The organism is Curtobacterium ammoniigenes NBRC 101786, assembly GCF_001571045.1.
Classification (GTDB): Bacteria; Actinomycetota; Actinomycetes; order Actinomycetales; family Microbacteriaceae; genus Curtobacterium; species Curtobacterium ammoniigenes.
The window spans coordinates 352,571-374,817 of record NZ_BCSV01000003.1 but is presented as its reverse complement, the minus strand read 5'-3'; the positions used below and the strand labels follow the sequence as shown (position 1 = coordinate 374,817).

Annotated in this window: 17 protein-coding genes and 1 other RNA gene; 9 read left to right on the top strand and 9 right to left on the bottom strand. The window is 67.8% G+C overall.

Features of this window, described 5'->3' with window-relative positions; genetic code table 11:
* Positions 1–60 precede the first annotated feature (60 nt).
* A complete protein-coding gene (locus CAM01S_RS08715; protein ID WP_066519684.1) occupies positions 61–2,094 on the bottom strand; it encodes a glycogen debranching protein in 2,034 nt (677 codons plus the stop codon).
* Between the two features lie 166 nt (positions 2,095–2,260).
* On the opposite strand from CAM01S_RS08715, the gene CAM01S_RS08710 reads away from it, so the two are divergent.
* The 8 genes from CAM01S_RS08710 (at position 2,261) to CAM01S_RS08675 (ending at position 10,111) form a co-directional block, all read left to right on the top strand.
* Positions 2,261–3,427: a cysteine desulfurase family protein gene (locus tag CAM01S_RS08710; RefSeq protein WP_066519678.1), complete on the top strand. Its 1,167-nt coding sequence runs from the start codon at positions 2,261–2,263 to the stop codon at positions 3,425–3,427.
* 11 nt (positions 3,428–3,438) lie between these two features.
* Positions 3,439–4,539, top strand: a complete 1,101-nt coding sequence (gene prfB / locus CAM01S_RS08705) for a peptide chain release factor 2 (protein WP_066519676.1) — start codon at positions 3,439–3,441, stop codon at positions 4,537–4,539.
* Positions 4,540–4,606: 67 nt separating this feature from the next.
* Positions 4,607–5,362, top strand: a complete 756-nt coding sequence (gene ftsE / locus CAM01S_RS08700; RefSeq protein ID WP_066519672.1) for a cell division ATP-binding protein FtsE — start codon at positions 4,607–4,609, stop codon at positions 5,360–5,362.
* Positions 5,359–6,273, top strand: a complete 915-nt coding sequence (gene ftsX, locus CAM01S_RS08695) for a permease-like cell division protein FtsX (protein WP_066519669.1) — start codon at positions 5,359–5,361, stop codon at positions 6,271–6,273. The genes ftsE and ftsX overlap by 4 nt, the downstream gene beginning before the upstream one ends.
* Before the next feature lie 79 nt (positions 6,274–6,352).
* A complete protein-coding gene (smpB, locus tag CAM01S_RS08690; RefSeq protein ID WP_066519665.1) occupies positions 6,353–6,829 on the top strand; it encodes an SsrA-binding protein SmpB in 477 nt (158 codons plus the stop codon).
* Positions 6,830–6,983: 154 nt separating this feature from the next.
* Positions 6,984–7,363, top strand: a transfer-messenger RNA (tmRNA) gene (gene ssrA / locus CAM01S_RS08685).
* Positions 7,364–7,448: 85 nt separating this feature from the next.
* A complete protein-coding gene (locus tag CAM01S_RS08680) occupies positions 7,449–8,300 on the top strand; it encodes a hypothetical protein (RefSeq protein WP_066519661.1) in 852 nt (283 codons plus the stop codon).
* A gap of 146 nt (positions 8,301–8,446) precedes the next feature.
* On the top strand, positions 8,447–10,111 hold the full coding sequence (locus tag CAM01S_RS08675; RefSeq protein WP_083527880.1) for an APC family permease: 1,665 nt from the start codon (positions 8,447–8,449) through the stop codon (positions 10,109–10,111).
* A 75-nt stretch (positions 10,112–10,186) separates the two neighbouring features.
* On the opposite strand, the gene CAM01S_RS08670 is transcribed toward CAM01S_RS08675, so the two are convergent.
* From CAM01S_RS08670 to CAM01S_RS08630, 8 genes are all read right to left on the bottom strand, one after another.
* The gene (locus CAM01S_RS08670) at positions 10,187–11,515 is read right to left on the bottom strand and encodes an LLM class flavin-dependent oxidoreductase (RefSeq protein WP_066519660.1); all 1,329 of its coding nucleotides are present in this window, start codon (positions 11,513–11,515) and stop codon (positions 10,187–10,189) included.
* Position 11,516: 1 nt separating this feature from the next.
* Positions 11,517–12,926, bottom strand: a complete 1,410-nt coding sequence (locus CAM01S_RS08665) for an O-acetylhomoserine aminocarboxypropyltransferase/cysteine synthase family protein (protein WP_066519658.1) — start codon at positions 12,924–12,926, stop codon at positions 11,517–11,519.
* Between the two features lie 72 nt (positions 12,927–12,998).
* On the bottom strand, positions 12,999–13,718 hold the full coding sequence (locus tag CAM01S_RS08660) for a M50 family metallopeptidase (protein ID WP_066519654.1): 720 nt from the start codon (positions 13,716–13,718) through the stop codon (positions 12,999–13,001).
* Positions 13,719–13,736: 18 nt separating this feature from the next.
* Complete coding sequence (locus CAM01S_RS08655) at positions 13,737–14,417, bottom strand: hypothetical protein (protein ID WP_066519647.1); 681 nt, start codon at positions 14,415–14,417, stop codon at positions 13,737–13,739.
* Positions 14,418–14,766: 349 nt separating this feature from the next.
* Positions 14,767–16,407 (bottom strand): polysaccharide deacetylase family protein, encoded by a 1,641-nt coding sequence (locus CAM01S_RS08645; RefSeq protein ID WP_066519645.1) that lies wholly within the window; start codon positions 16,405–16,407, stop codon positions 14,767–14,769.
* Between the two features lie 32 nt (positions 16,408–16,439).
* Complete coding sequence (gene glmS / locus CAM01S_RS08640; protein WP_066519644.1) at positions 16,440–18,275, bottom strand: glutamine--fructose-6-phosphate transaminase (isomerizing); 1,836 nt, start codon at positions 18,273–18,275, stop codon at positions 16,440–16,442.
* Complete coding sequence (locus tag CAM01S_RS08635; protein WP_066520017.1) at positions 18,275–19,264, bottom strand: NAD-dependent epimerase/dehydratase family protein; 990 nt, start codon at positions 19,262–19,264, stop codon at positions 18,275–18,277. Before CAM01S_RS08635 ends, glmS begins: the two co-directional genes overlap by 1 nt.
* Positions 19,265–19,283: 19 nt before the next feature.
* Positions 19,284–20,666: a nucleotide sugar dehydrogenase gene (locus CAM01S_RS08630; protein WP_083527878.1), complete on the bottom strand. Its 1,383-nt coding sequence runs from the start codon at positions 20,664–20,666 to the stop codon at positions 19,284–19,286.
* A 266-nt stretch (positions 20,667–20,932) separates the two neighbouring features.
* Between CAM01S_RS08630 and CAM01S_RS08625 the strand changes: the two genes are divergently transcribed.
* The gene (locus CAM01S_RS08625; protein WP_066519639.1) at positions 20,933–22,201 is read left to right on the top strand and encodes a glycosyltransferase family 2 protein; all 1,269 of its coding nucleotides are present in this window, start codon (positions 20,933–20,935) and stop codon (positions 22,199–22,201) included.
* Positions 22,202–22,247: the final 46 nt, after the last annotated feature.

Here is a 22,247-nt window from a genome sequence, read left to right as displayed (position 1 = left end):
TTCGACGCTACCCGTCGACCTCCGACGGGTATCGGAAGTTGGTAGTTCGCGGCCGAACGGTCAGTCGATTTCGAACACGTGGATGCCCGGACCGTAGGCGGTGAAGATCTGTCCGGGCGGGCGTCGACGGTCGTGATCGCGGTGCTTCTCGCTGGTCCAGGCGAGACGGTAGGCGGACACGTCGTCTCGCGGGGGCAGGACGATGTCCCGCGTGCGCCCACTGCCGTGGACGACCACGAGCACGCGGTCGTAGGGCTCGTACTCCGGCGTCGACTCGACGAAATACTGCAGGGCCCGGTGCAGTGGCTGATCCCAGCCTTCCGATGTCATCGGATGCCCGTCGGTGCCATACCAGGTCATGCGGGACGCTGACTTCGTGACCTGACCGTCGACGCCGAACCGGCTCGGGCGGAGCGCTGGGTGCCGCTGTCGGAGGCGCGTGAGGGTCGCGACGGTGTCGCTGCCGAATGCCCCGAACTCCGTGTGCTCCCAGGACACCGGGGTGACATCGTCGGAGAGCACGTATGCGTTGTTGTTGCCGTGCTGGGTCCGACCGTTCTCGTCGCCGGCGACGATCATCGGTATGCCCGCCGAGAGGAGCAGTGTGCCGAGCAGGTTGCGGTAGCTGCGCTGCCGCGCCGCTCGCACACCACGGTCTTCGGTGGGTCCTTCGATGCCGTGATTGAACGAACGGTTGTGATCGGTGCCGTCGCGGTTGTCCTCGCCGTTGGCCTCGTTGTGCTTTGTGTCGTAGGCGACGAGGTCCGCCAGCGTGAAGCCGTCATGCGCCGTCACGAAGTTGACCGCGGCGAGCGGCCCGCGCGAGACGTCGAACAGGTGTCGTGAGCCGGTGAGGGCACCTGCGAGCGCCCCGATCCCGACAGACGGCGCCCCGACGCGGCGTTCGTCGGCGATGTCCGTCAGCCAGAACTGCCGGACCGTGTCGCGGAACCCGTCGTTCCACTCCGAGAATCGCTCGCCGAACGCACCCGTCTTCCAGCCGTCGGGTCCGACGTCCCACGGCTCGGCGATGAGCTTGACGTCCTGGAGCGCTGGGTCGGTGCGAATCGCCGCCAGCAGCGGGTGATCGGGGCTGAAGCGGTGCTCGTCGTCGCGGGCGAGCGTGGCCATCAGATCGAACCGGAACCCGTCGACGCGCATCTCGCGCGCCCAGTACCGCAGACTGTCGAGCACGAGGTCGGCTATCCACGGTGTCGCCGTGTTCACGGAGTTGCCGCAGCCGGTCGTGTCGAAGTAGGTGTCGTCGGCTGACCATCGGTAGGCCTTCGGGCCATCAATGCCGCGAAAGCCCATCGTCGGCCCGGAGCGCCCCTCTTCTGCGGTGTGGTTGTAGACGACGTCGAGGATGACCTCGATTCCGGCCTCGTGGAGGAGACGGACCATCCCTTTGAATTCGCGGAGCACCGCATCGGCGCCGGACGCTTGGGCCGGGCCGGACGCGTATGCCGCGTGCGGCGCGAAGAACCCGACCGTGTTGTAGCCCCAGGCGTTCTCCCGGCCGGCCTGTTGCAGCCACTGCTCGGTGGCGAACGCCTGCACGGGGAGGAGCTCGATGGTTGTCACACCGAGATGCTTCAGGTGAGCGATCGTGCTCTCGTGCGCGATCCCCGCGTAACTGCCGCGGAGGTGCTCGGGCACGGCCGGATTCGCCAGCGTCAACGTCCGCACGTTGGCCTCATACAAGACCGTGCGATCCATCGGAATGGCCGGCTTCGGCACGGCGCCCCAGTCGAAGTCGTCGGCGACCACGACGGAGGACCATCCACCAGCCCCATCGGGGAGCAGCCCGCGCGCATACGGATCGAGCAGCGGTCGAGCGGGATCGAAGTCGCTCGTCGGCCCCCGCCGACCACCCACGAGGAGGTGGTAGCGGTCGCCGATCCGGAGGCCGTCCACACGCCCGCTCCAGCGATCCGATCCTCGTTCGCGCCGGAGTGGCACGCGGAACTCGTCGTGCTCGGCGGAGCGGTGCACCACGAGTGTCACCGACGTGGCCGACATCGAGCGGAGCCCGAACGACCACCCGGAGTCGGCGAGGTGCAGCCCAAGCGGAGTCTCGGTCTCGACGATCACCCACCCAGGGTATGAGGCGCAGGCCGTGTCCCGAAAACGCGCCCCGCGCTTGGGGGGCGCGGGCAGCCTCCCATTCGGTGTGGAGGAGCGGTGCGGCGTGCACGTGCGAGACCCAACGCAGCGGACTGTGCGGCGACGCAGAACCGGGGGAGAATCGACGGTGATCATGACCGTCTACCTCGATCACGCAGCCACCACGCCGATCCGCCCGGAAGCGCTCGCCGCCTATACCGAAGCCCTTGCCGTCGGCGGCAACCCTTCGTCCATCCATCAGGCCGGACAGCGAGCGCGCATGCTCCTCGAGGACGGCCGAGCCCGGGTTGCGACGTCGCTCGGGGTCGATCCGGTCGAGGTCGTGTTCACCTCGGGCGGCACCGAGAGCATCAACCTTGCGATCAAGGGACTGTTCTGGGCGCGGCAGCGGGACCGACCACGTCCTCGCGTCGTCGTTCCTGCTGGCGAGCACCACGCCACGATCGATGCGATCGAGTGGCTGCGCACGCACGAGGGTGCGGTGATCGACGAGATCCCGATCGACGGGACCGGCCGCATCGACCGATCCGCTCTGGCGGCCCGACTTGCGGACTCCGCGGACGTCGCCCTCGTCACGCTCCTCTACGCGAACAACGAAGTGGGCACACTGCAGCCGGTCGCCGAGGTCGTCGCGGCGGCGCATGCGCGGGGTGTTCCGGTGCACTGCGACGCGGTTGCGGCGTACGGGCAGGTCCCGATCGATGTCGCGGCGCTCGATCTCGACGCCGTGAGCGTCTCCGCGCACAAGGCGGGCGGTCCGGTCGGCATCGGCGCACTCGTGCTGCGCCGGAGCACGGTCGTGGAGCCGCTCATCCACGGCGGCGGCCAGGAGCGCCAGGTGCGCAGTGGTACCCAGGACGCGGCCGCTGCCGCGGCGTTCGGAGCCGCAGCATCGCTGGGCGCGCACGACGTCAGCGGCCTTCGGGATCGGCTGATCGCCGGCGTCCTCGAGCGCGTGCCGTCAGCCGTGCTCCGCGGCCACCCGACGGAGCGTCTGCCGGGGAACGCGCACTTCACGGTCGCGAACTGCGAGGGCGACTCCCTGCTGTTCCTCCTCGACAGCGTGGGTGTCGCCGTGTCCACGGGGTCCGCGTGTCAGGCGGGCGTCCCGGAGGCGTCGCATGTGCTCTTGGCCATGGGCCTCCCGTACGCGGAGGCGCGTGGTGCGCTGCGCGTGACGCTCGGCTGGTCGACGACCGAGGCTGACGTCGACGCATTCCTTGCCGCGCTTCCGGACGCCGTCGCCCGCGCCTCCGCAGCGGGCATGGCGTCGCGCGAGCCGTCCATCGGCGCCCGGTAGGCTTGCCGATCATGGTCGAACTGGACTTCTCCGAGCAGATCGCCGCGCTTCGCGACACGTTCGGCAACATCCGCTCGGTGGTCGATGTCGATCGCCTGGAGCGTGAGATCGCCGAGCTCAGCGAGCAGGCGGGCGCTCCGAACCTCTGGGATGACGTCGAGCATGCGCAGCGCGTCACGAGCGCGCTGAGCCACAAGCAGGCGGAACTGCGCCGCATCACCGAGGTCGAGCAGCGCATCGACGACCTCGAGGTCCTGGTGGACATGGCCAACGAGGCCGACGACGAGGCGAGTGCCGTCGAAGCCCGCGACGAGTTGCGATCGATCGAGTCCGTCATGAGCGAGCTCGAGGTGCAGACTCTGCTCGACGGCGAGTACGACGCGCGCCCTGCCGTCATCACGATTCGCGCGGGTGCCGGCGGCGTCGACGCCGCCGACTTCGCGGAGATGCTCCTGCGCATGTATCTCCGGTACGCGGAACAGCACGGATTCTCGACCACGGTGATGGACACCTCCTACGCGGAGGAGGCGGGTATCAAGTCGGCGACATTCGAAGTTGACGCGCCCTACGCCTTCGGCACCCTTTCCGTCGAAGCCGGCACACACCGCCTCGTGCGGATGTCACCGTTCGGCGCGGCGGGCAAGCGGCAGACCTCGTTCGCTGCGGTCGAGGTGATCCCGCTCATGGAAGAGACCGAGTCGATCGACATTCCGGACAACGACATCCGCGTCGACGTCTTCCGATCGTCCGGGCCGGGTGGCCAGTCCGTGAACACGACGGACTCCGCGGTGCGCATCACGCACCTTCCGACGGGCACTGTGGTGTCGATGCAGAACGAGAAGTCGCAGATTCAGAACCGCGCAGCCGCGATGCGCGTGCTCCAGTCACGGCTGCTGCTCCTGAAACGCGAAGAAGAGAACGCGAAGAAGAAGGAACTCGCCGGCACAATCACGGCGAGCTGGGGTGACCAGATCCGTTCCTACGTCCTTGCGCCGTACCAGATGGTGAAAGACCTCCGCAGCGAGTACGAGGTGAACAACCCGAGCGCGGTCTTCGACGGCGACCTCGACGGGTTCATCAACGCCGGGATCCGGTGGCGGAAGCAGGCCTGACCGGTTCCGGGAACGCCTGGCGCGCCTCCTGTCCGGTCCGCGTGCGAGCGCTTAGCCTGATCCGGTCATGATCAGATTCGACCAGGTCACCAAGGTCTATTCGGGCAACCCGAAGCCAGCCCTCGACGATGTCACGCTCGAGATCCTCAAGGGCGAGTTCGTGTTCCTCGTCGGCGCCTCGGGGTCGGGAAAGTCCAGCTTTCTCCGGCTGGTGCTGAAAGAGGAGAAGCCTACGCGCGGGCAGATCCACGTCCTCGGGCAGCGCCTCGGTGCGCTTTCGTCGCGGAAGGTCCCGTACTTTCGGCGGAACCTCGGCGTGGTGTTTCAAGACTTCCGACTCCTGCCGAACAAGACCGTGTTCGACAACGTCGCGTTCTCGTTGCAGGTGATCGGCAAGAGCAAGGGGTTCATCGGCGAGGCCGTTCCCGACGTGCTGAAGATGGTTGGTCTCGCTGGAAAGTCGGGCCGGATGCCGCACGAACTCTCCGGTGGTGAGCAACAGCGTGTCGCTATCGCGCGCGCCGTCGTGAACAAACCGGCGGTGCTGCTCGCCGATGAGCCGACGGGAAACCTCGACCCATCCACATCCGCCGGGATCATGGCACTTCTCGATCGCATCAACCAGGGCGGGACCACTGTCCTCATGGCCACCCACGACGCGAGCATCGTGAATCAGATGCAGCGCCGCGTGATCGAGCTTGCGAGTGGGCAGGTCGTTCGCGATGAGCAGACCGGCGGCTACCAGACGCAGGCGATCCCGGTACAGCGACCCGCTGTGTCGACGACGACGGGCCTCCAGACCATTCCGGGGATCATCCGATGAGGCTCGGACTGGTCCTGGCCGAGGTCGGTTCGGGGCTCCGGCGGAACGCGTCGATGGTCGTCTCGGTCGTGCTCGTGACCTTCATCTCGCTGACCTTCGTGGGCACGGCGATCCTGCTGCAGATGCAGATCACGCAGATGAAGGGGTATTGGTACGACCGCGCGCAGGTCGCCGTCTACCTGTGCACCTCGACCGACACGACGGGCAACTGCAACGGTGCCCAGGCGACCGCGAGCCAAAAGGACCAGGTTCAGGCGCAACTCGACTCGCCGACCTTGAAGCCGTTCATCAAGAAGGTCTACTTCCAGAATCAGCAGCAGGCGTATGCGCGGTTCAAGCAGCAGTTCAAGGACTCGCCCGCGACGGAGTTCGTGAAGCCCGAGTACCTGAACGAGACCTTCTGGGTCAACCTGAAGAACCCCAATCAGTCCGATGTCCTCGTTGAGAGCCTGTCGAAAATGGCGGGGGTCCAGAGCGTGGTGGACCAGCGCGGGTATCTGCAGCCGATCTTCTCCGTGCTGAACGCGTCGTCCTATACCGCCGTCGGAATCGCGGCGCTCATGCTCATCGCGGCCGTGCTGCTCATCGCGACGACGATCCGATTGTCGGCGTTCTCCCGACGGCGAGAGCTCGGGATCATGCGGTTGGTCGGCGCGTCGAACCGGTTCATTCAGACGCCGTTCGTGCTTGAGGGTGTGATCGCCTCGCTGATCGGGGCGGTGATGGCCGGGGGAGCGATCGTCGCCGTCGTGTGGTTCTTCGTCCGCGGATATCTCGCTGTTCGATTCACCGGGACGCCGTTCATCGGTATGAGCGAGACGGCGCTCGTGGTGCCCGCGGTGGTGATCGTCGGCGGCATCCTCGCCGCGCTCTCGGCGAGTGTTGCGATTCGCCGATATCTCAAGGTCTGACCGGTCGATCCGCACGGTCGCGATCCGCTAAGCTGGTCGGCCCGCCATCATTCGGCGAGTCACGAGGGAAGGGGTCGATATGGCCAAGGAGCGCGGAGAGAAGGTCGTCGCGACCAATCGGCGCGCCCGCCACGACTACCTGATCGAGGACACGTACGAGGCTGGACTCGTCCTCAGCGGCACCGAGGTCAAGTCCCTCCGTCAGGGGCGCGCATCGCTTGTCGACGGGTATGCATTCGTTGAAGCGGGGGAGGCGTGGCTCGACGCAGTCCACATCCCCGAGTACACCGAGGGCACCTGGAACAATCACGCTCCCCGCCGCAAGCGGAAGCTGCTCCTGCACAAGGAGCAGATCGTGAAGATCTCGCACAAGACCGCTCAGGGCGGCTACACCCTCGTGCCGCTGCAGATTTACTTCCATGACGGGCGCGCCAAGGTCGAGATCGCGGTCGCGAAGGGAAAGCGCGAGTACGACAAGCGTCAAGCCCTTCGCGAACAGCAGGATCGACGCGAGGCCGAGCGCGCGATGCGCACCCGCAATCGCCTGGGTGAGTGATCTCCTCGGCGCGACCGGCTCGGCCGTGGCCGCCCGAGCAGTGGCACGATGCCCGCGGCTTGGCGAAACAACCCTGGTCAGGTAGGCTGACATGCTCGGCCTCGCCGAGCTTCACAACTCCACAGTGCGACAGCGACTCGCAGTCGGCCCGCATGGGGATGATCGGTTTCGACATCGCCTGCACGCCGACGGGAAGCGGGTCGAGGACCCACGGTTGTCTCGCTAACGATCCGTGGAAAACAATAAGTGCCAATTCCAAGCGCACTGACTTCGCCCTCGCTGCGTAAGCGCGAGCGCACTTCATGAAGTCCGTCGGCCAGGTGATCGCCCCCTAACCTGAGTCCGGCGTCATTCAGGGGACTTGCTGCACGGTTGTGTCTGAGGGCCGTGCGGGACTTGCACTCGGGCTGGGCTCGTCCTCCAAGAAGCCAGTAGCAATGGAGGGAGCCGAGCAGAACGCCTGATCTGGCTACGCCCGTAGAAGACGTCGAAATACAGCGATGGACGGGGGTTCGATTCCCCCCATCTCCACCATCGCCGACGCAGTTGCTGTCGCACTGGTGGTCGCTCCGATCTGACGGCTCCGTCTCCCATCGCCGCCCGAGTACGGTGGTGCGCCATGCAGGAGATCGCCCTTCGGATCAGGCTGACATCGCCCGATCGGTTCTCGTTCAGCGACTACGCCAAGCAGGTCGATGCTGCAACGTCGGTTGCCGCCCTTGTGCCGTGGCTCGCCACGCCCAATGCGCGGCTGACGCTCCGAGGGCCCGGAGCCGATCCGGTTCGGATCGAGACGTCGTCGTTCGGTGGCACGACGACGATGGTGGTTGTCCTCGCCCACACCGCTCCAGCCGTCGAGGCTGCGGCGGCAGTCATCGCGGCGCTGTTGGATGCGGCGCAATCCACGCTCGCGCCCGCTTCTGGGTCCGACGGGGAGCTGAGCGACCGGCTCGATGCGCTCGATCTGGCTGCGCCCCGAGCGCGAGATGGCGCCGCACGGATGGTGCGACAGCTGATCGAGGATGCTCGTGTCGAGGTCCGAGAAGGCGCCGAGGGAACGGCAACCGCTGCCGCGAGGGCCCTCGTGTGCTTGGCCGATGCGAAGGCCGCCGTTGTGGTCGAGCGGGTCGCTGATGCCTCAGCGGAGATACTTGAGGAGCGCCGGGTCGCCTTCCTCATCCCGGATGACGGCAGCGTCACGATCGTCCCCGATCCGTCGCCCGGCCCGACCCCCGTGGCAGCAGACGCTGACGCGGGCGTTGGACCGGGTCAGACGCCGGACGCGCTCCCGCTCCCGTCAGCGGATCCCGACGACCTGCGGCGGCTCGAAGCCGGGCGGCGTTCAGACAAGACCCAGCAGGACGATCACCCGAGCAACTCCGACAAGTCAGAGCCGAACGGTCATTCGAAGGACAAGAAGCGCAAGGGTTCGGGAAAGTCCGGCAAGAAGCACAAGAAGAAGCGAAAATAGCGCGCGTCGACTCAGCCTGTGTGCGCGTACAGGAATTGTGTTTCCATTTCTTTACAGTCGCGTTGCATTTTCATTGCGTGGGCCTCGTCATCCGCTGATCAGTGCCAGAGTCGTCCCAATCCACGGCAGCTCGACTCAGGAGTGACATGGCAACCACAACTTCCACCCCGCCGGACACCGGCCTCAAGCGGAACGTCGGCTTCATCGGCCTGATCTGGGCCTCGACCGGCTCGATCATCGGCTCCGGCTGGCTGTTCGGCTCGCAAGCGGCGCTCCAGACCGCCGGCCCGGCCGCCATCATCTCGTGGCTCATCGGTGGGGTCGCGATCCTCGTCCTTGCGCTCACGCACGCGGAGCTCGGCGGCATGTTCCCGATCGCCGGAGGCACGGCCCGATTCCCGCACATCGCATTCGGCGGTGTCGCGGGCGCCTCATTCGGTTGGTTCTCCTGGTTGCAGGCAGCGACCGTCGCGCCGATCGAGGTCGAGGCGATGCTGAAGTATGCGCAGCACTGGAAGTGGGCGCAGGGCTGGCTGCACACCGTCACCGTGAACGGTTCGACGCAGCAGCTGCTCACCGGCTCCGGCATCGCCGTCGCATGCGTCCTCATGGCCGTGCTGACCGCGATCAACCTGTTCAGCGTTCGCGTGCTGGCGAACACGAACTCCGCGGCGACGTGGTGGAAGGTCGCGATTCCGCTCCTCGTCATCATCGTGCTCGCGTTCTCGGGGCTGCACGGCAGCAACTTCGGCGCCGGCGGCGGTTTCGCGCCCGCGGGTGCGCAGGGCGTGCTCGCCGCGGTGTCGACATCGGGCATCATCTTCTCGCTCCTCGGTTTCGAGCAGGCCGACCAGCTCGCCGGTGAGTCGTCGAACCCGAAGCGCGATATCCCGCGTGCGGTCATCGGCTCGGTCATCATCGGCGTCGTGATCTACCTGCTGCTGCAGCTCGTGTTCCTGCTCGCACTGCGTCCCGCAGCCGTCGCAGGCCACTGGGCGAGCGCCGACTTCACAAAGTTCACCGGTCCGTTCGCAGACATCGCAATGGCCGCAGGGATCACCTGGCTCGCCGTCGTGATCTACATCGACGCTGTGATCTCGCCCGGTGGAACCGGTCTCATCTACGTGACCGCAACCTCCCGCGTGTCCTACGGACTCAGTCGGAACGGCTACTTCCCGAAGGCATTCGAGTGGACGACGAAGTCGGGCGTCCCGTGGTTCGGCCTCATCGTGGCGTTCGTCATCGGCTGCGCCTGCTTCGCGCCGTTCCCGAGCTGGCAGTCGCTCGTCAGCCTCATCACGAGCGCGTCGGTGCTCATGTATGCGGGCGCGCCATTGGCGCTCGGTGCGTTCCGGAAGCGGATCCCCGACATCGAACGGCCCTACACACTCCCTGCGGCGAGCGTGTTGTCTCCGCTGGCGTTCATCGTGGCGAACCTCATCATCCTGTGGACCGGATGGACGACCGACTGGAAGCTCGGCGTGGCGATCCTCATCGGCGTGGTCGTCATCGTGCTGAACCGAGTCTTCGGCGGGAACAAGGCCGTGCAGCCGCGCTGGGACTGGAAGGCGGCCCAGTGGCTGCTTCCGTACCTGATCGGCATGGGGCTCATCGTGTTCCTCAGCGACTTCGGCCCGCTGAAGCACCCGTGGTTCCCGCTCTGGTGGGACATCCTCGTCACCGCCGTATTCAGCGTGATCATCTACTACTGGGCGATCAACTCCGCCTCGAGCCGCGAGGAGATCCTCCGCACCGCTGAGGACGTCCGCGAAGTCGAAGAGTCGAACGTCGTCGAGCCGGTCATGCACTGAACGACGCGACGAACGCGAAACGGGAGGCCCGGTGCAGATCCGCACCGGGCCTCCCGTTCGTCGTGGTGTCGGTCGTCAGAAGTCGAAGAGGTTCTGACGGAGACCGCCAGGTGCCCGCTCACCGCGAAGGATGCCCCGTCGGCGCAACACCGGCACCAGGTCGCCGAACATCCGGGAGACGGATGCGGGGTGCAGGTCGCCGGAGAAGATGAACCCGTCGTTGTGCGCGTCGTCGCCGAGCTCCTCGATGAAGTCGGCGAGTTCGTCGGCGGTGCCGACGAAGCCGGAGCGGTCGGAGAGGCGCCCCTTGCGCGCCTTCCGTGCGAGGAGGTCACGGAGCGGCGCGTCCGGTGTGTCCCCGAGCAGCCCCCGGATGCTGCCCTGCGACACGTGGTCCCCGAAGTACCCCGACGGGATCGGCCGGTCGAGGTCGAGCGAGAGCAGATCGGTCTCCAAGTCGCTCGACTGTCCGATCGCGATCGCCTGGAGATCCGCATCGGACGGGTGGCGCGCGGCCTCGACCAGGCGGTCCGCTTCGGCGGCGGAGCCCGCGAGCTCGGGCTTCAGCACGAAGAGGATTCGAATGGACGCGGCGTCGCGGCCAGCTGACGCTGCAGCATCGACGATGCGGGCGCGGTAGGCGCGCACTGCCTCGGCGGTGAGCGGTGCGAGCGCGAGCTGCACATCGGAGTGCGTTCCGGCGAACGCGAGCCCGCGTCCGGAGCCGCCAGGCGAGACAACGACCGGATCCGCGGCGAGCGGCAGGGCGTTCAGTGGCCCAGCGGCGCGGAAGTACTCGCCGTCGTGCTCGAACGCGTCGAGCGCGGTGCCGTCTGCGAAGTGCCAGTCACGTTCGCCCGGGTCCGATCCGCGGACGTGCCCGACGTATCCACGATCGCCCCACGAGTGCCAGAGCCGCCGCACGACGGCGAGCCACTCCTCGGCTCGGTCGTAGGCGGCGTCGTGCGTCAGCGGATCGAGGCCGGCGTGCCGGGCGCTGCCGACATCGGTGACGAGGTTGATGCCGAGCCGCTCACCGGAGAGATGCGCGAGCGTTGCGATCTGGCGCGCGCCGAGGTACGGCGGCGTGATCCCCGCGTTGATGGTCGGTGCGACGCCGATCCGTTCCGTCGCGGCGAACAGGAACGGGGCGAGGAGGAGCGGGTCGTGCTTCGGGCCTCCGTAGGCGGATGCGATGCGCAGGTCGAGCGTCGCCGGGTTACCGAGGGAGATCGCGTCCTCGGCGATGACGAGGTCGAGACCCGCCTGCTCGAGGGTTCGGACCGACTGCTGGTACATGTCGGGGCGCGTCCAGTCGTACCCCCAATGCCAGTCGTCACGGCCCCACGCCTGGGGTCCGAATCCACGGGCGAAGAAATAGCCGAAGTGCTGTGGACGCGCCATCTCAGATCTCCTCGTCGATCGGGCGGGCACCGGACACGGCGTGCGTCAACGTTGCGAACGCGCGATCCGACGCGCCGTCGGCGAGGGACGCGCCGGACTCGTCTGCAGTGCCGGTCGCGCTCAGCGCGTTGAACGCGTGGTCGAGGTCGCGGATCAGGTCCGCGACGTCCTCGAGACCGACGGAGAGACGGATCAGTCCGTCGTCGATCCCGGCCGCGCGCCGTTCGTCCGGGGTGCGCTGCGCGTGCGTCGTCGATGCAGGATGCAGGATGAGCGATCGCACGTCGCCGAGATGGGTCATCCGGCTGAACAGCCGGACCGCGTCCATGACACGGCGCGCCGCCGCCTCGCCGCCTGCGAGCGTGAACGCGAATACGGACCCGGCCCCGCGTGGCAGATACCGCTCCGCCAACGCGTGATACGGATTGGAGGCGAGCCCCGCGTAGTCGACACTCGTCACCTCGGGCCGCCGCGCCAACCACTCGGCGATGGCGTGCGCGTTCCTGCTGTGCCGCTCAACCCGCAGCGAGAGCGTCTCGATGCCCTGGCGGATCAGGAACGCGTTGAACGGGGACGGGGTGGGACCGAGGCGGGCGGCCACGACGTCGCGCGCGAAGACGATCGCCGCACCGGTGCCGAAGCGCTCCGCGTAGCTCGCACCCTCAAGGGCCCGCTCGGGCTGGTGCAGGTGCGGCCAGCGCTCGGGCTCGGCACGCCAGTCGAAGTGGCCGCCATCGACGACGGCCCCGCCGATCGCCACGCCGTGACCGGAGAGGAACTTCGACGCCGAGTGGATGACGATGTCGGCGCCGTGCTCGAGTGGGCGGAGCAGATACGGCGTCGCGAGCGTGTTGTCGACGACGAGCGGGACTCCATGGCGGTGTGCGAGGTCGGCGACGGCCGCGACGTCGAGAATGTCGTTCTTCGGATTCGGAATCGACTCGCCGAACAGGAGCTTCGTGTTCGGCCGGATTCGCGCCTCCCACTCGGCGAGGTCGCCGGAGCGCTCGACGAAGTCCACCTCGACGCCGAGCCGACGCAGGTTCTGCAGCAGCAGTCCCTTGGTGCCCTCGTAGATGCTCTGCGCGCTGACGATGTGATCGCCGGCCTGAACCAGGCCGAGGAAGGCGACCGCGGCGGCTGCCTGGCCGCTGCTCACGAGAATCGCCTCCGTACCGTGTTCGAGCAGTGCGATCCGTCGCTCGACGTCGGCGTTCGTCGGGTTGCCGAGACGCGTGTAGGTGTATCCGTCCTCGGTACCGGCGAATCGGTCTCGTGCTTGGTCGAAGTCGTCGAACAGGAAGCCGGAAGACATGTGAATCGGGGGAACCCGCGCGCCGAACGCGGCGTCCGGTACGACGCCGCCGTGGATCTGTTCCGTTGCGAACCCGAATGGTTCCTCGCTCGTCATGAACCGTGCCTCCCGATGTTTCCCGGTACTCTGCCACCTCGGGGTGGCGCGGGAACGCTGTGCGGCCTCCGGTTACGCAGACACCCCGAAGGGGGCGAGGAGGGTGCGTGCCGCTGCGGCGAGGGCTCGCGCAGGAACCGAGAGCATCGGTGCGATCAGCACGGTGATGGCGACGTGCGCTGCCAGGAACAACGCGAACCAGAGTGTCGCCGGGATCCGGGTCTCCGCGGCGGCGATATGGAAGTCGGTGCGCACCGGCGCAGCGACCACAAGCCATCGGCCGACGCGGAGGACCGATCGCATGCCGTCGACCACGAGCAGACCGCCGAGGCCGGCGAGGACCGCCTCGATCAGGGTGCCGGCATCGAGCACGGTCCAGACGGCGATCGCGGCCAGCGCCATGACGAGGACAGCGCCGAACGCATTGCGAACGAATACGAGCGCGATCACGCCGACGACGCCGAGCGCGATCGCCGGCGCGAGACGTTCATCGGCCGTTGCAGCGGCGACGAGGCCGACGCCGAGCCAGACCGGGGAACTGTACCCGGCGAACAGATTCAGGGTCCGCACCGGTCCGCGAAGCATCCGCGGCACCCGACCAAGGTCCACGATCGCCTCCCCGGAGCCATCGGCGCGGAGGGTGATGCGGCGGATACGGCCACCGAACGGCACGACGGCGACGCAGTGCCCGACCTCGTGCACCACAGTCGCAATGAGACGCGCGAGGCGGCGGGCTCCCGGGACGAACGGCACGAGAGCGCCGAGCAGGGCAGCGCAGAGGATTTCGACCAAGCCCCTATCGTCGCACCCCTACTCGGTGAGGCCGCTCGTCGTCACACGACGAAGCCACGGGCCTTGAGGCACAGCGGCGGCGTCGACGAATCGCCAGTCGACGTGGTCGTTCTCGCCGTCCAGCTCCGCGTATCCGAGACACCCGTTCAGCGCCGGTGATACGTCGAGCCCGGCGTTGTTGTAGCGGGTGTTCGCGGGACGCGCGTCGGTCGCGCCGAAGACATAGGTCGCGTCGTGATACTGACCCGGGCCCGCGTCCTCGATCTGGCCGTAGCAGACAGCGGATCCTTTCCGGATCTCGACCCAACGGTTCTTCATGTAGCTGAAGTTCTGATCGCCGCGATGCGACGCATACGGTTGCTGCGACGCCCACGGCACGACCTGGTCGCGCTCCGCGAACGCGGTCGGGTCATTGATGTCGTCGAACGGCAGATCCAAATAGAACGGGTTCTCGAGCGGCGTCATGGCGGTCGGGAAGTACCCGTTCGCGGCCGACCGCGCCTCCGTGCTGCACACCCCGTTTCGGAACACGCCGTCGCAGCCGCCGTAGTGAACCTCCCACTTGCCGTCGTAGGTCGAGTACACCTGCGAGCCATCGGCAGCGTTCGGATCGAACACCTCGCCGACCCAGAACGTCGTCGAGACGATATTCGTATGCCACGGGTAGGCGGTTCCCGCAGCCGGTGGGGGCGCGGCCACCGTTCCACCCGCGCCGGAGCCAGTGGACCCGGCTCCCGAGCCACCGCTGTTGGTGCCGCCCGGCGAAGGCGCGACCGGGGACGGCGCATTCGACGGGCTCGGCGTGCTCGGCGTGCTTGGCGTGCTTGACGTTGTGGCTGTTGCGGTACTCGAACCTGAGGCGGTGGCCGATGGCGCGACCCGCGGTACGGCGTGGTGTGTCGGCTTCGGCACCGCTGAGGGCGCGCAGCCCGCCGCCGTCAGCCCGACGAGAATCGCGCCAGCGGTGAGCGCCAGGCGGCCGCCCCGACCCCGCAAGAGGGATTGAGACGGCCGCTCGGTGTGGTGGTGTCGGATCACCGGACTCCGCTCAGTGCGAGAGCGTCGTTGCCGGTGCGAGCCCGGACACGCTGCCCGACGGAACGGCCGGTGTCTGCGCTGCGGTGCGCGGCGCGGGCACCTGCCCGAGCTGTCGAGCGAGGGTACGGCCGCCGGACGAGACGACGGTCACCTTCGTCGACGTGTTCGGCGCGACCTTCGGCTTCGCCGGTGCTGTCGCAGCGAACGTCTGCACCGTCGCCGGGGTGAGCGTCGACGTCACAGTGGTAGTACTCGCCGGTGCGACCGCAGCCGGAGCCGGAGCACCGACGCTGTTGTACAGCGCGTAGTCGTCGGTCTCGAGCGTGCCGTTCTGGAACAGGTTCAGCCCGAAGCTGATCCCGCTGTAGCCGGCCGGGATGGCGGCTGTCGTCCAGCTGCCGAGCGTGTATGTCGAGGCCGCAGCGAGCCATGGACTCGACGTCCAGTAGTGCCACACACCGTCAGTATCTCGGAGATAGACGGCGAATTGCGTGACGGTGCTCGACTTGTACCAGGTGCTCATCTGATACGTCTGGCCCGGAACCACGGTCGGTGCGCACTCGCCGAGGTCGAAAGTCGTCAACCACTTCGCGTCGCCATCGGTGTAATTCGCCATGGTGAGCAATCCGGCGACCGTTCCGGTGTGCGCGTCCGACGTCGTCGTGAGTGTCGGCGTGTTGTTGCCGTAGCCGCCCTTCATGAAGCACGACGGCGCGCCCTGCGCCTGCGTCTCCATGGACGGGTTCTTCACGGCGTTCACGCCTGCGGGCGCGGGCGCCGGATAGACGGCCTGGACCACGGGCTTCACCGGACCGCCGACGACCTGTCCGACGGTCTCCACGGTCGCGTTGTTCGCCGCGGTGTGGGTGTACGCCGAAAGCCACTGGATGAACTGCGTGAACAGGCCGAGATCCATGGTCGGGTCGAGGGCGGTGTTGTCGCTGAAGTGGTGGAAGGTCAGCTGAACCCAGCCGCCCTTCGCCGTCGCCGGCGCGGTCACCAGGTTCTCGAGGTCCTGGAGCTTCCAGGAGCTGCTGACCTCGTCGGGCGCGCGGGTCCACATCGGGTTCCGCGGCGGGATCGTCTCGGCGAGCACGCAGCCCGCGCAGCCGGCCACGCTCTGGACGTCGCCGAGACCGCGAGCGCTGTTGAACCCGCAGTTGCGCACTGCGTTCTCACTGGCCCGGTTCGCATCGGCGAACGGGTACGCGAAGCTCCGCGTCTGGTAGCCCCAGCTCGCCAGTGTCGCCCGCGATTGGCAGACCTGCCGTTGCTGCTCCGCTGCGCTGAGGAGTGGCATGTCCGGGTGGGTGACGGTGTGGCCGCCGATCTCGTTGCCCGCCGCGGCGAGCGTTGCGATGTTGTCGCGGGTGACATAGCCGGGAGCGCCCACATAGCCGGTGATGATGAAGAACGTGCCGGTGAAGCCGTACTGCTGCAGCACCGCAGCAGCCTGCATCTGTTCGGCATCGCCGTCGTCGAACGTCAGGCTGACGACGACGTGCTTGTTCGCGGTCGCGGCGCGCGCCGGGCCGGTGATCGAAACGATCGCCGTCAGCACGAGTCCGAGGACCGCGAGCACGGCGAGCAGCACCGTCAGGCGCCGCGAAGGTCGCGGCGGAGTGTCCGCGACCGGTTGGAGAGGAAGCATGCCAGTTCTTTCGTGAGGGTGGGGGTGATGGATCATTCGACGGTCACGGACTTTGCGAGGTTGCGCGGCTTGTCCACGTCGCAGCCCAATTGCAGGGCGAGTTCGCGCGCGAGCATCTGCAGCGGGACCACGGCCTCCAATGGCCCCCACGCGTCCAAGCCCGGAAGCCGGTCCGCCGAACGCGCGGCCCGAAGTCGACGCCGACCGGCCTCCTGCCCGACCGCGGGGATATCGGCGTCGTCGCCGCCGATCGTGATCACGAAGCCGCCGCGAGCAGCGACCTCCGCGATATTGGCCTGGAGGCGCGGCTCACCGTTGTCGACGACGACCACCGGTGTGCCCTCGGTCACCAGCGCCAAGGGACCGTGCTTCAACTCGCCCGCCGGGTATGCCTCTGCCCACCGGTAGCTCAGCTCTTTGAGCTTCAGCGCGCCCTCCGTGGCGAACGGCAGCGCGCCTCCCCGGCCGAGAAACAGGAACCCCGTCGCCGCGCTGACGCTCGTGACGAGCAGCGGAATGCGCGTGGCACTCGCCTGATACGCCCCTTCCAGGAGGCCGGGCAGCCGGTGCATCTCGCCGACGAGCGACTGCGCCTGTCGGCGCTCGATGCGGCCGGACGTAACGAGCGCGGACAGCATCGCGAGGACGCCGACCACGACCTGCGCAGTGAACGTCTTCGTCGCCGCCACGCCGATCTCCGGTCCCGCGTGTGCGTCGAGCACCGCATCAGCGCGTCGCGCGAGCGACGAATGCAGGTTGTTCGTGAGCGCGAGGACGGGGAATCGTCCGTCGAACCGATCGAGGGCGCGGAGCACGTCCGCCGTCTCGCCGGACTGGCTGATGGCGAGGATCAACGTCCCGGGTGCGAGCACGGCTCGGTCCGCCTCGCTGGCGACGATGAGATCGGTTGGCACCCGACCTGTCGATCGCAGCATCGACGCGATCACCGCACCGGCGTTCAGGGATGTGCCGCACCCGAGGACCGCCAGCCGATGAAAGCCCGGCAGACCGAGATCGGTCCAGAGTCGGCCATCGGCGACAGCGGCGGCGCGACGATCCAGGAGCCCTGCGACGACCTCCGGCTGCTCAGCGATCTCCTTCGCCATGTGGTCCGCGTGATCCCCGAGATCGAGTGCGGCGGCAGCGAAGGGGCTCGGCTGCGGGATCGGCGGCGGCACGATCATGCCACCGCTCGTCCACACCCAGGCGTCGGCGAGTTCCACTGCGTCGCCGTCTCGGAGTGCCACGAACGTGTCCGCCCAAGCGGCGATCGCGCCGACATCGCTCGCGACGAAATCGCCGGCGGCGGCGCGCGCGACAACGAGTGGCGAGCGCTCAGCCGCCGCGACCATCCGGCCCGACAGCGCGTCGAGAACAACGATCGCCCACGAGCCTTCGAGATGCGCGGTTGCGACCTGGACGGCGACGAGCAGATCCGGCTCGAGCGCGAGGGTCCGCTCGACGAGGTGCGCGATCACCTCAGAGTCGACGTCGGACCGGAACACGTGCCCCTGGGCACTGAGCATGGTCCGCAGCGCGTCGGCGTTCTCGATGATCCCGTTATGCACGACCCCGATGCGGCGACCGCAGTCGAGGTGCGGGTGCGCGTTCGCCTCGGTCACCGCGCCGTGTGTCGCCCAGCGCGTGTGGCCGATCCCGACGCCGGTGAGCCCGTCGCGATCGAGCGCATCGACCTGCTCGCGGAGCACATCGATCCGACGCGTCGACCGCGAGACAGTGAGCGCCCGGTCCCGCGTCCGGACAGCGATGCCCGCCGAGTCGTACCCGCGGTACTCCAACCGGGCAAGCCCGTCGAGGAGGAACGGTGTCGCATCGCCCTCGACACGTGCCCCGATGATCCCGCACATCAGAGCGCCACCGGCTCCGCCACGTGCGACCGGCGTCGAAGGTCGTCTGCGACCTCGGCGACCACAGCCTCCAGGGGTGTGATCGGGTCAAAGCCGACAGCCGCCGCAGCCGCGCTGTTGTCCGGAACCCGGCGCCGCATGTCCTCGAACCCCGCGCCGTACGCCTCCTCGTACGGGACCAGGACGATCGAGCTCGAGGAGCCCGTCGTGTCGATCGCGAGTTGCGCGAGTTCGAGGATGCTGATCTCGCGCTTGCCGCCGAGGTTGAACGCTGCTCCGACGCACTCCGGAGACTCGATGAGCGCCGTCATCGCCGGAACGACATCATGCACGGACGAGAAGCATCGGGTCTGTTTGCCGTCCCCGAACACCGTGAGCGGCTCGCCGCGAAGCGCCTGGCCGACGAGGTTCGGCACGACCATGCCGTATCGGCCGGTCTGCCGCGCACCGACGGTGTTGAACGGGCGTGCGATCACCACGTTCAGCCCGAACTCGTTCCAGTACGCGTGCGCGAACGCCTCGTCGATGCCCTTGGCAGCCGCATAGGTCCACCGAGCGGTGAGGGGTGATCCAAGAATCCGGTCCGACGACTCGTGGAGGCGATCCGCCGTGTTCTTCCCGTAGATCTCACTCGTCGACACCAGGAGGAGTCGAGCGCCCGAGCGCACACACGCATCGAGCACGTTCTCGGTGCCGTGGATGTTCGTGCGCAGGCCATCGAGCGGTCGATCGACGATCAGTCGCACGCCCACGGCAGCTGCAAGATGGAACACGCGGTCGGCGCCATTCACGACCTCGTCCACGAGGCGTCGGTCGAGGATGCTTCCCTCGATCACGCGCAGCGCGGCCCGGTCCGCCACTGCGTCGAGGTTGGCGCGGCGGCCGGTCGAGAAGTCGTCCAGCACGACGACGTCGTCGCCCGCGTCGAGGAGGCGTTCGACGAGGTGACTGCCGATGAAGCCGGCGCCGCCGGTCACGATGCTTTTCATGCTGCGGGTCCGATCCGATTCAGAGGATGATGCGGTCGACGAGGTCGGCACCGCGATAGGTGGTGTCGATCACGAACTGGCGTTCCGTGATCCAGCTGAGGTCCGCGTCCGAGTGGCGGGTGTGCAGGAGGACGACGTCCGCCGCGAACGAGGCCTCGTCGACGACGTCGTCGAGGACCTCGCCGTTCCGGAGCGTGAGACGCGGGAATCGGTGGTCGGCGTAGCCGACCTCTGCCCCCGCAGCGCGAAGCCCCTCGAGGATCTCGAGTGCCGGGGACTCTCGCAGGTCGGCGACGTCCCGCTTGTACGCGACACCCACCACGAGCACGCGTGCGCCGCGCAACCCGCGGCCTGCATCCGAGAGCACCTCGCGGGTCCGATCGACAACACGGCCCGGCCTGCTGGCGATCTCCGCCATCGCCTGCGTGATCATCGGCGCGGGCTGTCGCTTCGCCTTGAGCTGCCACAGCAGGTAGTGCGGATCGCACGGGATGCAGTGGCCGCCGACACCGGGCCCCGGCAAGAACGCCATGAAGCCGTAGGGCTTCGTGGCCGCAGCGTCTATCACGTCGGCCACGTCGATGTCCATCGTTCGGCAGATGTCGCTGAACTCGTTCGCGAGTGCGATGTTCACAGCCCGGAAGGTGTTCTCGAGCAGCTTGGTCATCTCCGCCGCTGCGAGTGAGGGCACGCGGTGAACCGGGGCGTACCGTGCCAACAGGGCGTCGGCGACGTCCGCGCATGTGTCGGTCGCACCACCGAGCACCCGCGGCACATCCTCGTGTGCCACGGTCGCGTTCCCCGGGTCGATCCGCTCGGGACTGAAGGCCACGAACACGTCGCGACCGGGCAGCAGCCCCCGGTGCACGAGCGGCTGGACGAGAAGGTCCTCCGTGCAGCCGACGTAGGTGGTGCTCGTCAGCATGAGGAGCTGCCCGGGCACGCTGTTCGCGACCACCATGGCGCTCGCCGCCCGGAGGATGCCGAGGTCCGGCACGAGGTATTCGTCAACCGGGGTCGGAACACAGACGATCACCGCCGCGGCGCGCGAGAGGGCAGCCGGATCCGACGTGATCAGGAAGTCGTCAGCGACGAACGCCTCCTCGAGCCGATCCCGATCGCTATCGAGCAGGTCGGCGGCGCGTGATCGGATCGTCGCAAGCCGCGCCTCCGACACGTCGAGGCCGAGCACGGAACTGCCGGCGTGATGGTAGGCGAGCGCCGTCGGAAGCCCGACGTACCCGAGCCCGACGATGGCCACGTCGAACTCGAATGCCTGACCCAGGTGCGGAGGCACGGTGCGCGTGGCGCTCGTCGCGCTCGGCATCGTCGATACCGACGGCGCCGTGATCGGCGACGCGATTCGGGACGGGCCGGACGGCGGCGTGACGAGAATGGTCATGGGAACCCCTCAACTCAAAAGCGATTGCGCATGTTCGGTGCGTGGTCGCGGAAACGAACGGCAGGACGGTGCCCGTCTTCGGGTCGGGCATCCGTCGTGCGGTGGCAACACTCGGACCACGGCAGACGGTCCGGCAACCCATCCGCGGGCGTCTTGCGGTTCTCCGCCGCCGGGTTGCGGACGGCTGCGGGCTCCCGCATCGCCCATGCGGTTCACCGTGCAGCTTTTCGGTGCGCGCGGGGCCGCCGCGTCAGTACGGTCGCGCCATGCTTGCTTTCTGCATCGCACTCGTGCTCGTCCTCGGCGTGAACACCATCGTGTGGACCACCGTCGGGCTGGTCCGATTCATTCGCGCACAGGGCCCGCGCCGGATCGAGCGAGCGCCTGACAGCAGCGTCGCTCCAACGATCGATCAGGTCGCGATCCTCGTCGCGGCACACAACGAAGCGCTCGTCATCGAACGCACGATCCGTTCCGCCATCGAGCACGTGGCCCCGACGCAGGTGTTCGTCGTCTCCGACGGGTCGACCGACGACACCGTCGCCATCGCCCGAGCCGCGGGTGCGCAGGTATGGGACCTTCACCCGAATCGCGGCAAGGCAGGCGCGATCGCCGCGGCCATCGAGCACTTCCGGATCGCGGAACGCTTCGAGGTGCTGATGCTCCTCGATGCGGACACGCACCTTTCTCCGGACTACTTCACGACCGGCCTGCGTGAATTCGACGCGCCCGACATCGTCGCGGTCGCCGGACGCGCGACGACGATCGTCGACCCGAACGCCTCCTCACTGGTCGGGAGGCTGTTGGTCGCCTACCGCGAGCGCGTCTACGTCGCGGTGCAGTACCTCCAGAAATTCGGGCAGGCGTCACGGCACGCGAACGTCGTCGCGATCGTGCCCGGCTTCGCCAGCATGTACCGCACCCGCGTGCTGAAGGACATCGACATCACAGCAGAGGGGCTTGCGATCGAAGACTTCAACATGACGTTCGAAGTGCACGCGAAACGGCTCGGACGCATCGCCTTCCGTCCTGGCGCGGCGATCGCCTACACGCAAGACCCGGACACCCTGCGCGATTACGCCAAGCAGGTGCGCCGCTGGAACCTCGGCTTCTGGCAGACGCTGAAGCGCCATCGTGTGGGCCTCACCCGCTTCGGCGCGGCCACGTCGCTCTTCGTGGCGGAACTGCTCACATCGAGCCTCATGATGCTTGCGATCCTGCCGGCGCTCGCCGCGGCGGCGACAGCCGGCGTGCTCATCGATCTCGGTGTCGGCGGCCCGCTCCCGGGGGAGATCCTCCAATTCGACCCGGTACTCGGAATCGTGATCGGGGTGCTGCTCCCGGACTACGTGCTCACACTGCTCGTTGCCGTGGTTGCACGACGCCCGATCTACATCGTGTTCGGAGTCATCTTCCCGCTGATCAGGATCCTCGACTCGTATCTGTGCCTGCGGGCACTGCTCATGGCCTTCCGCGGGACCTCGTCGGGCGTCTGGCACTCGCCGACGAGACGGTTGGCGAGCTCCTCCGCCTGAGGGCGGCGCACCGCATCGGTGACCCTCGGTCGCCGTTCGCGGCGGT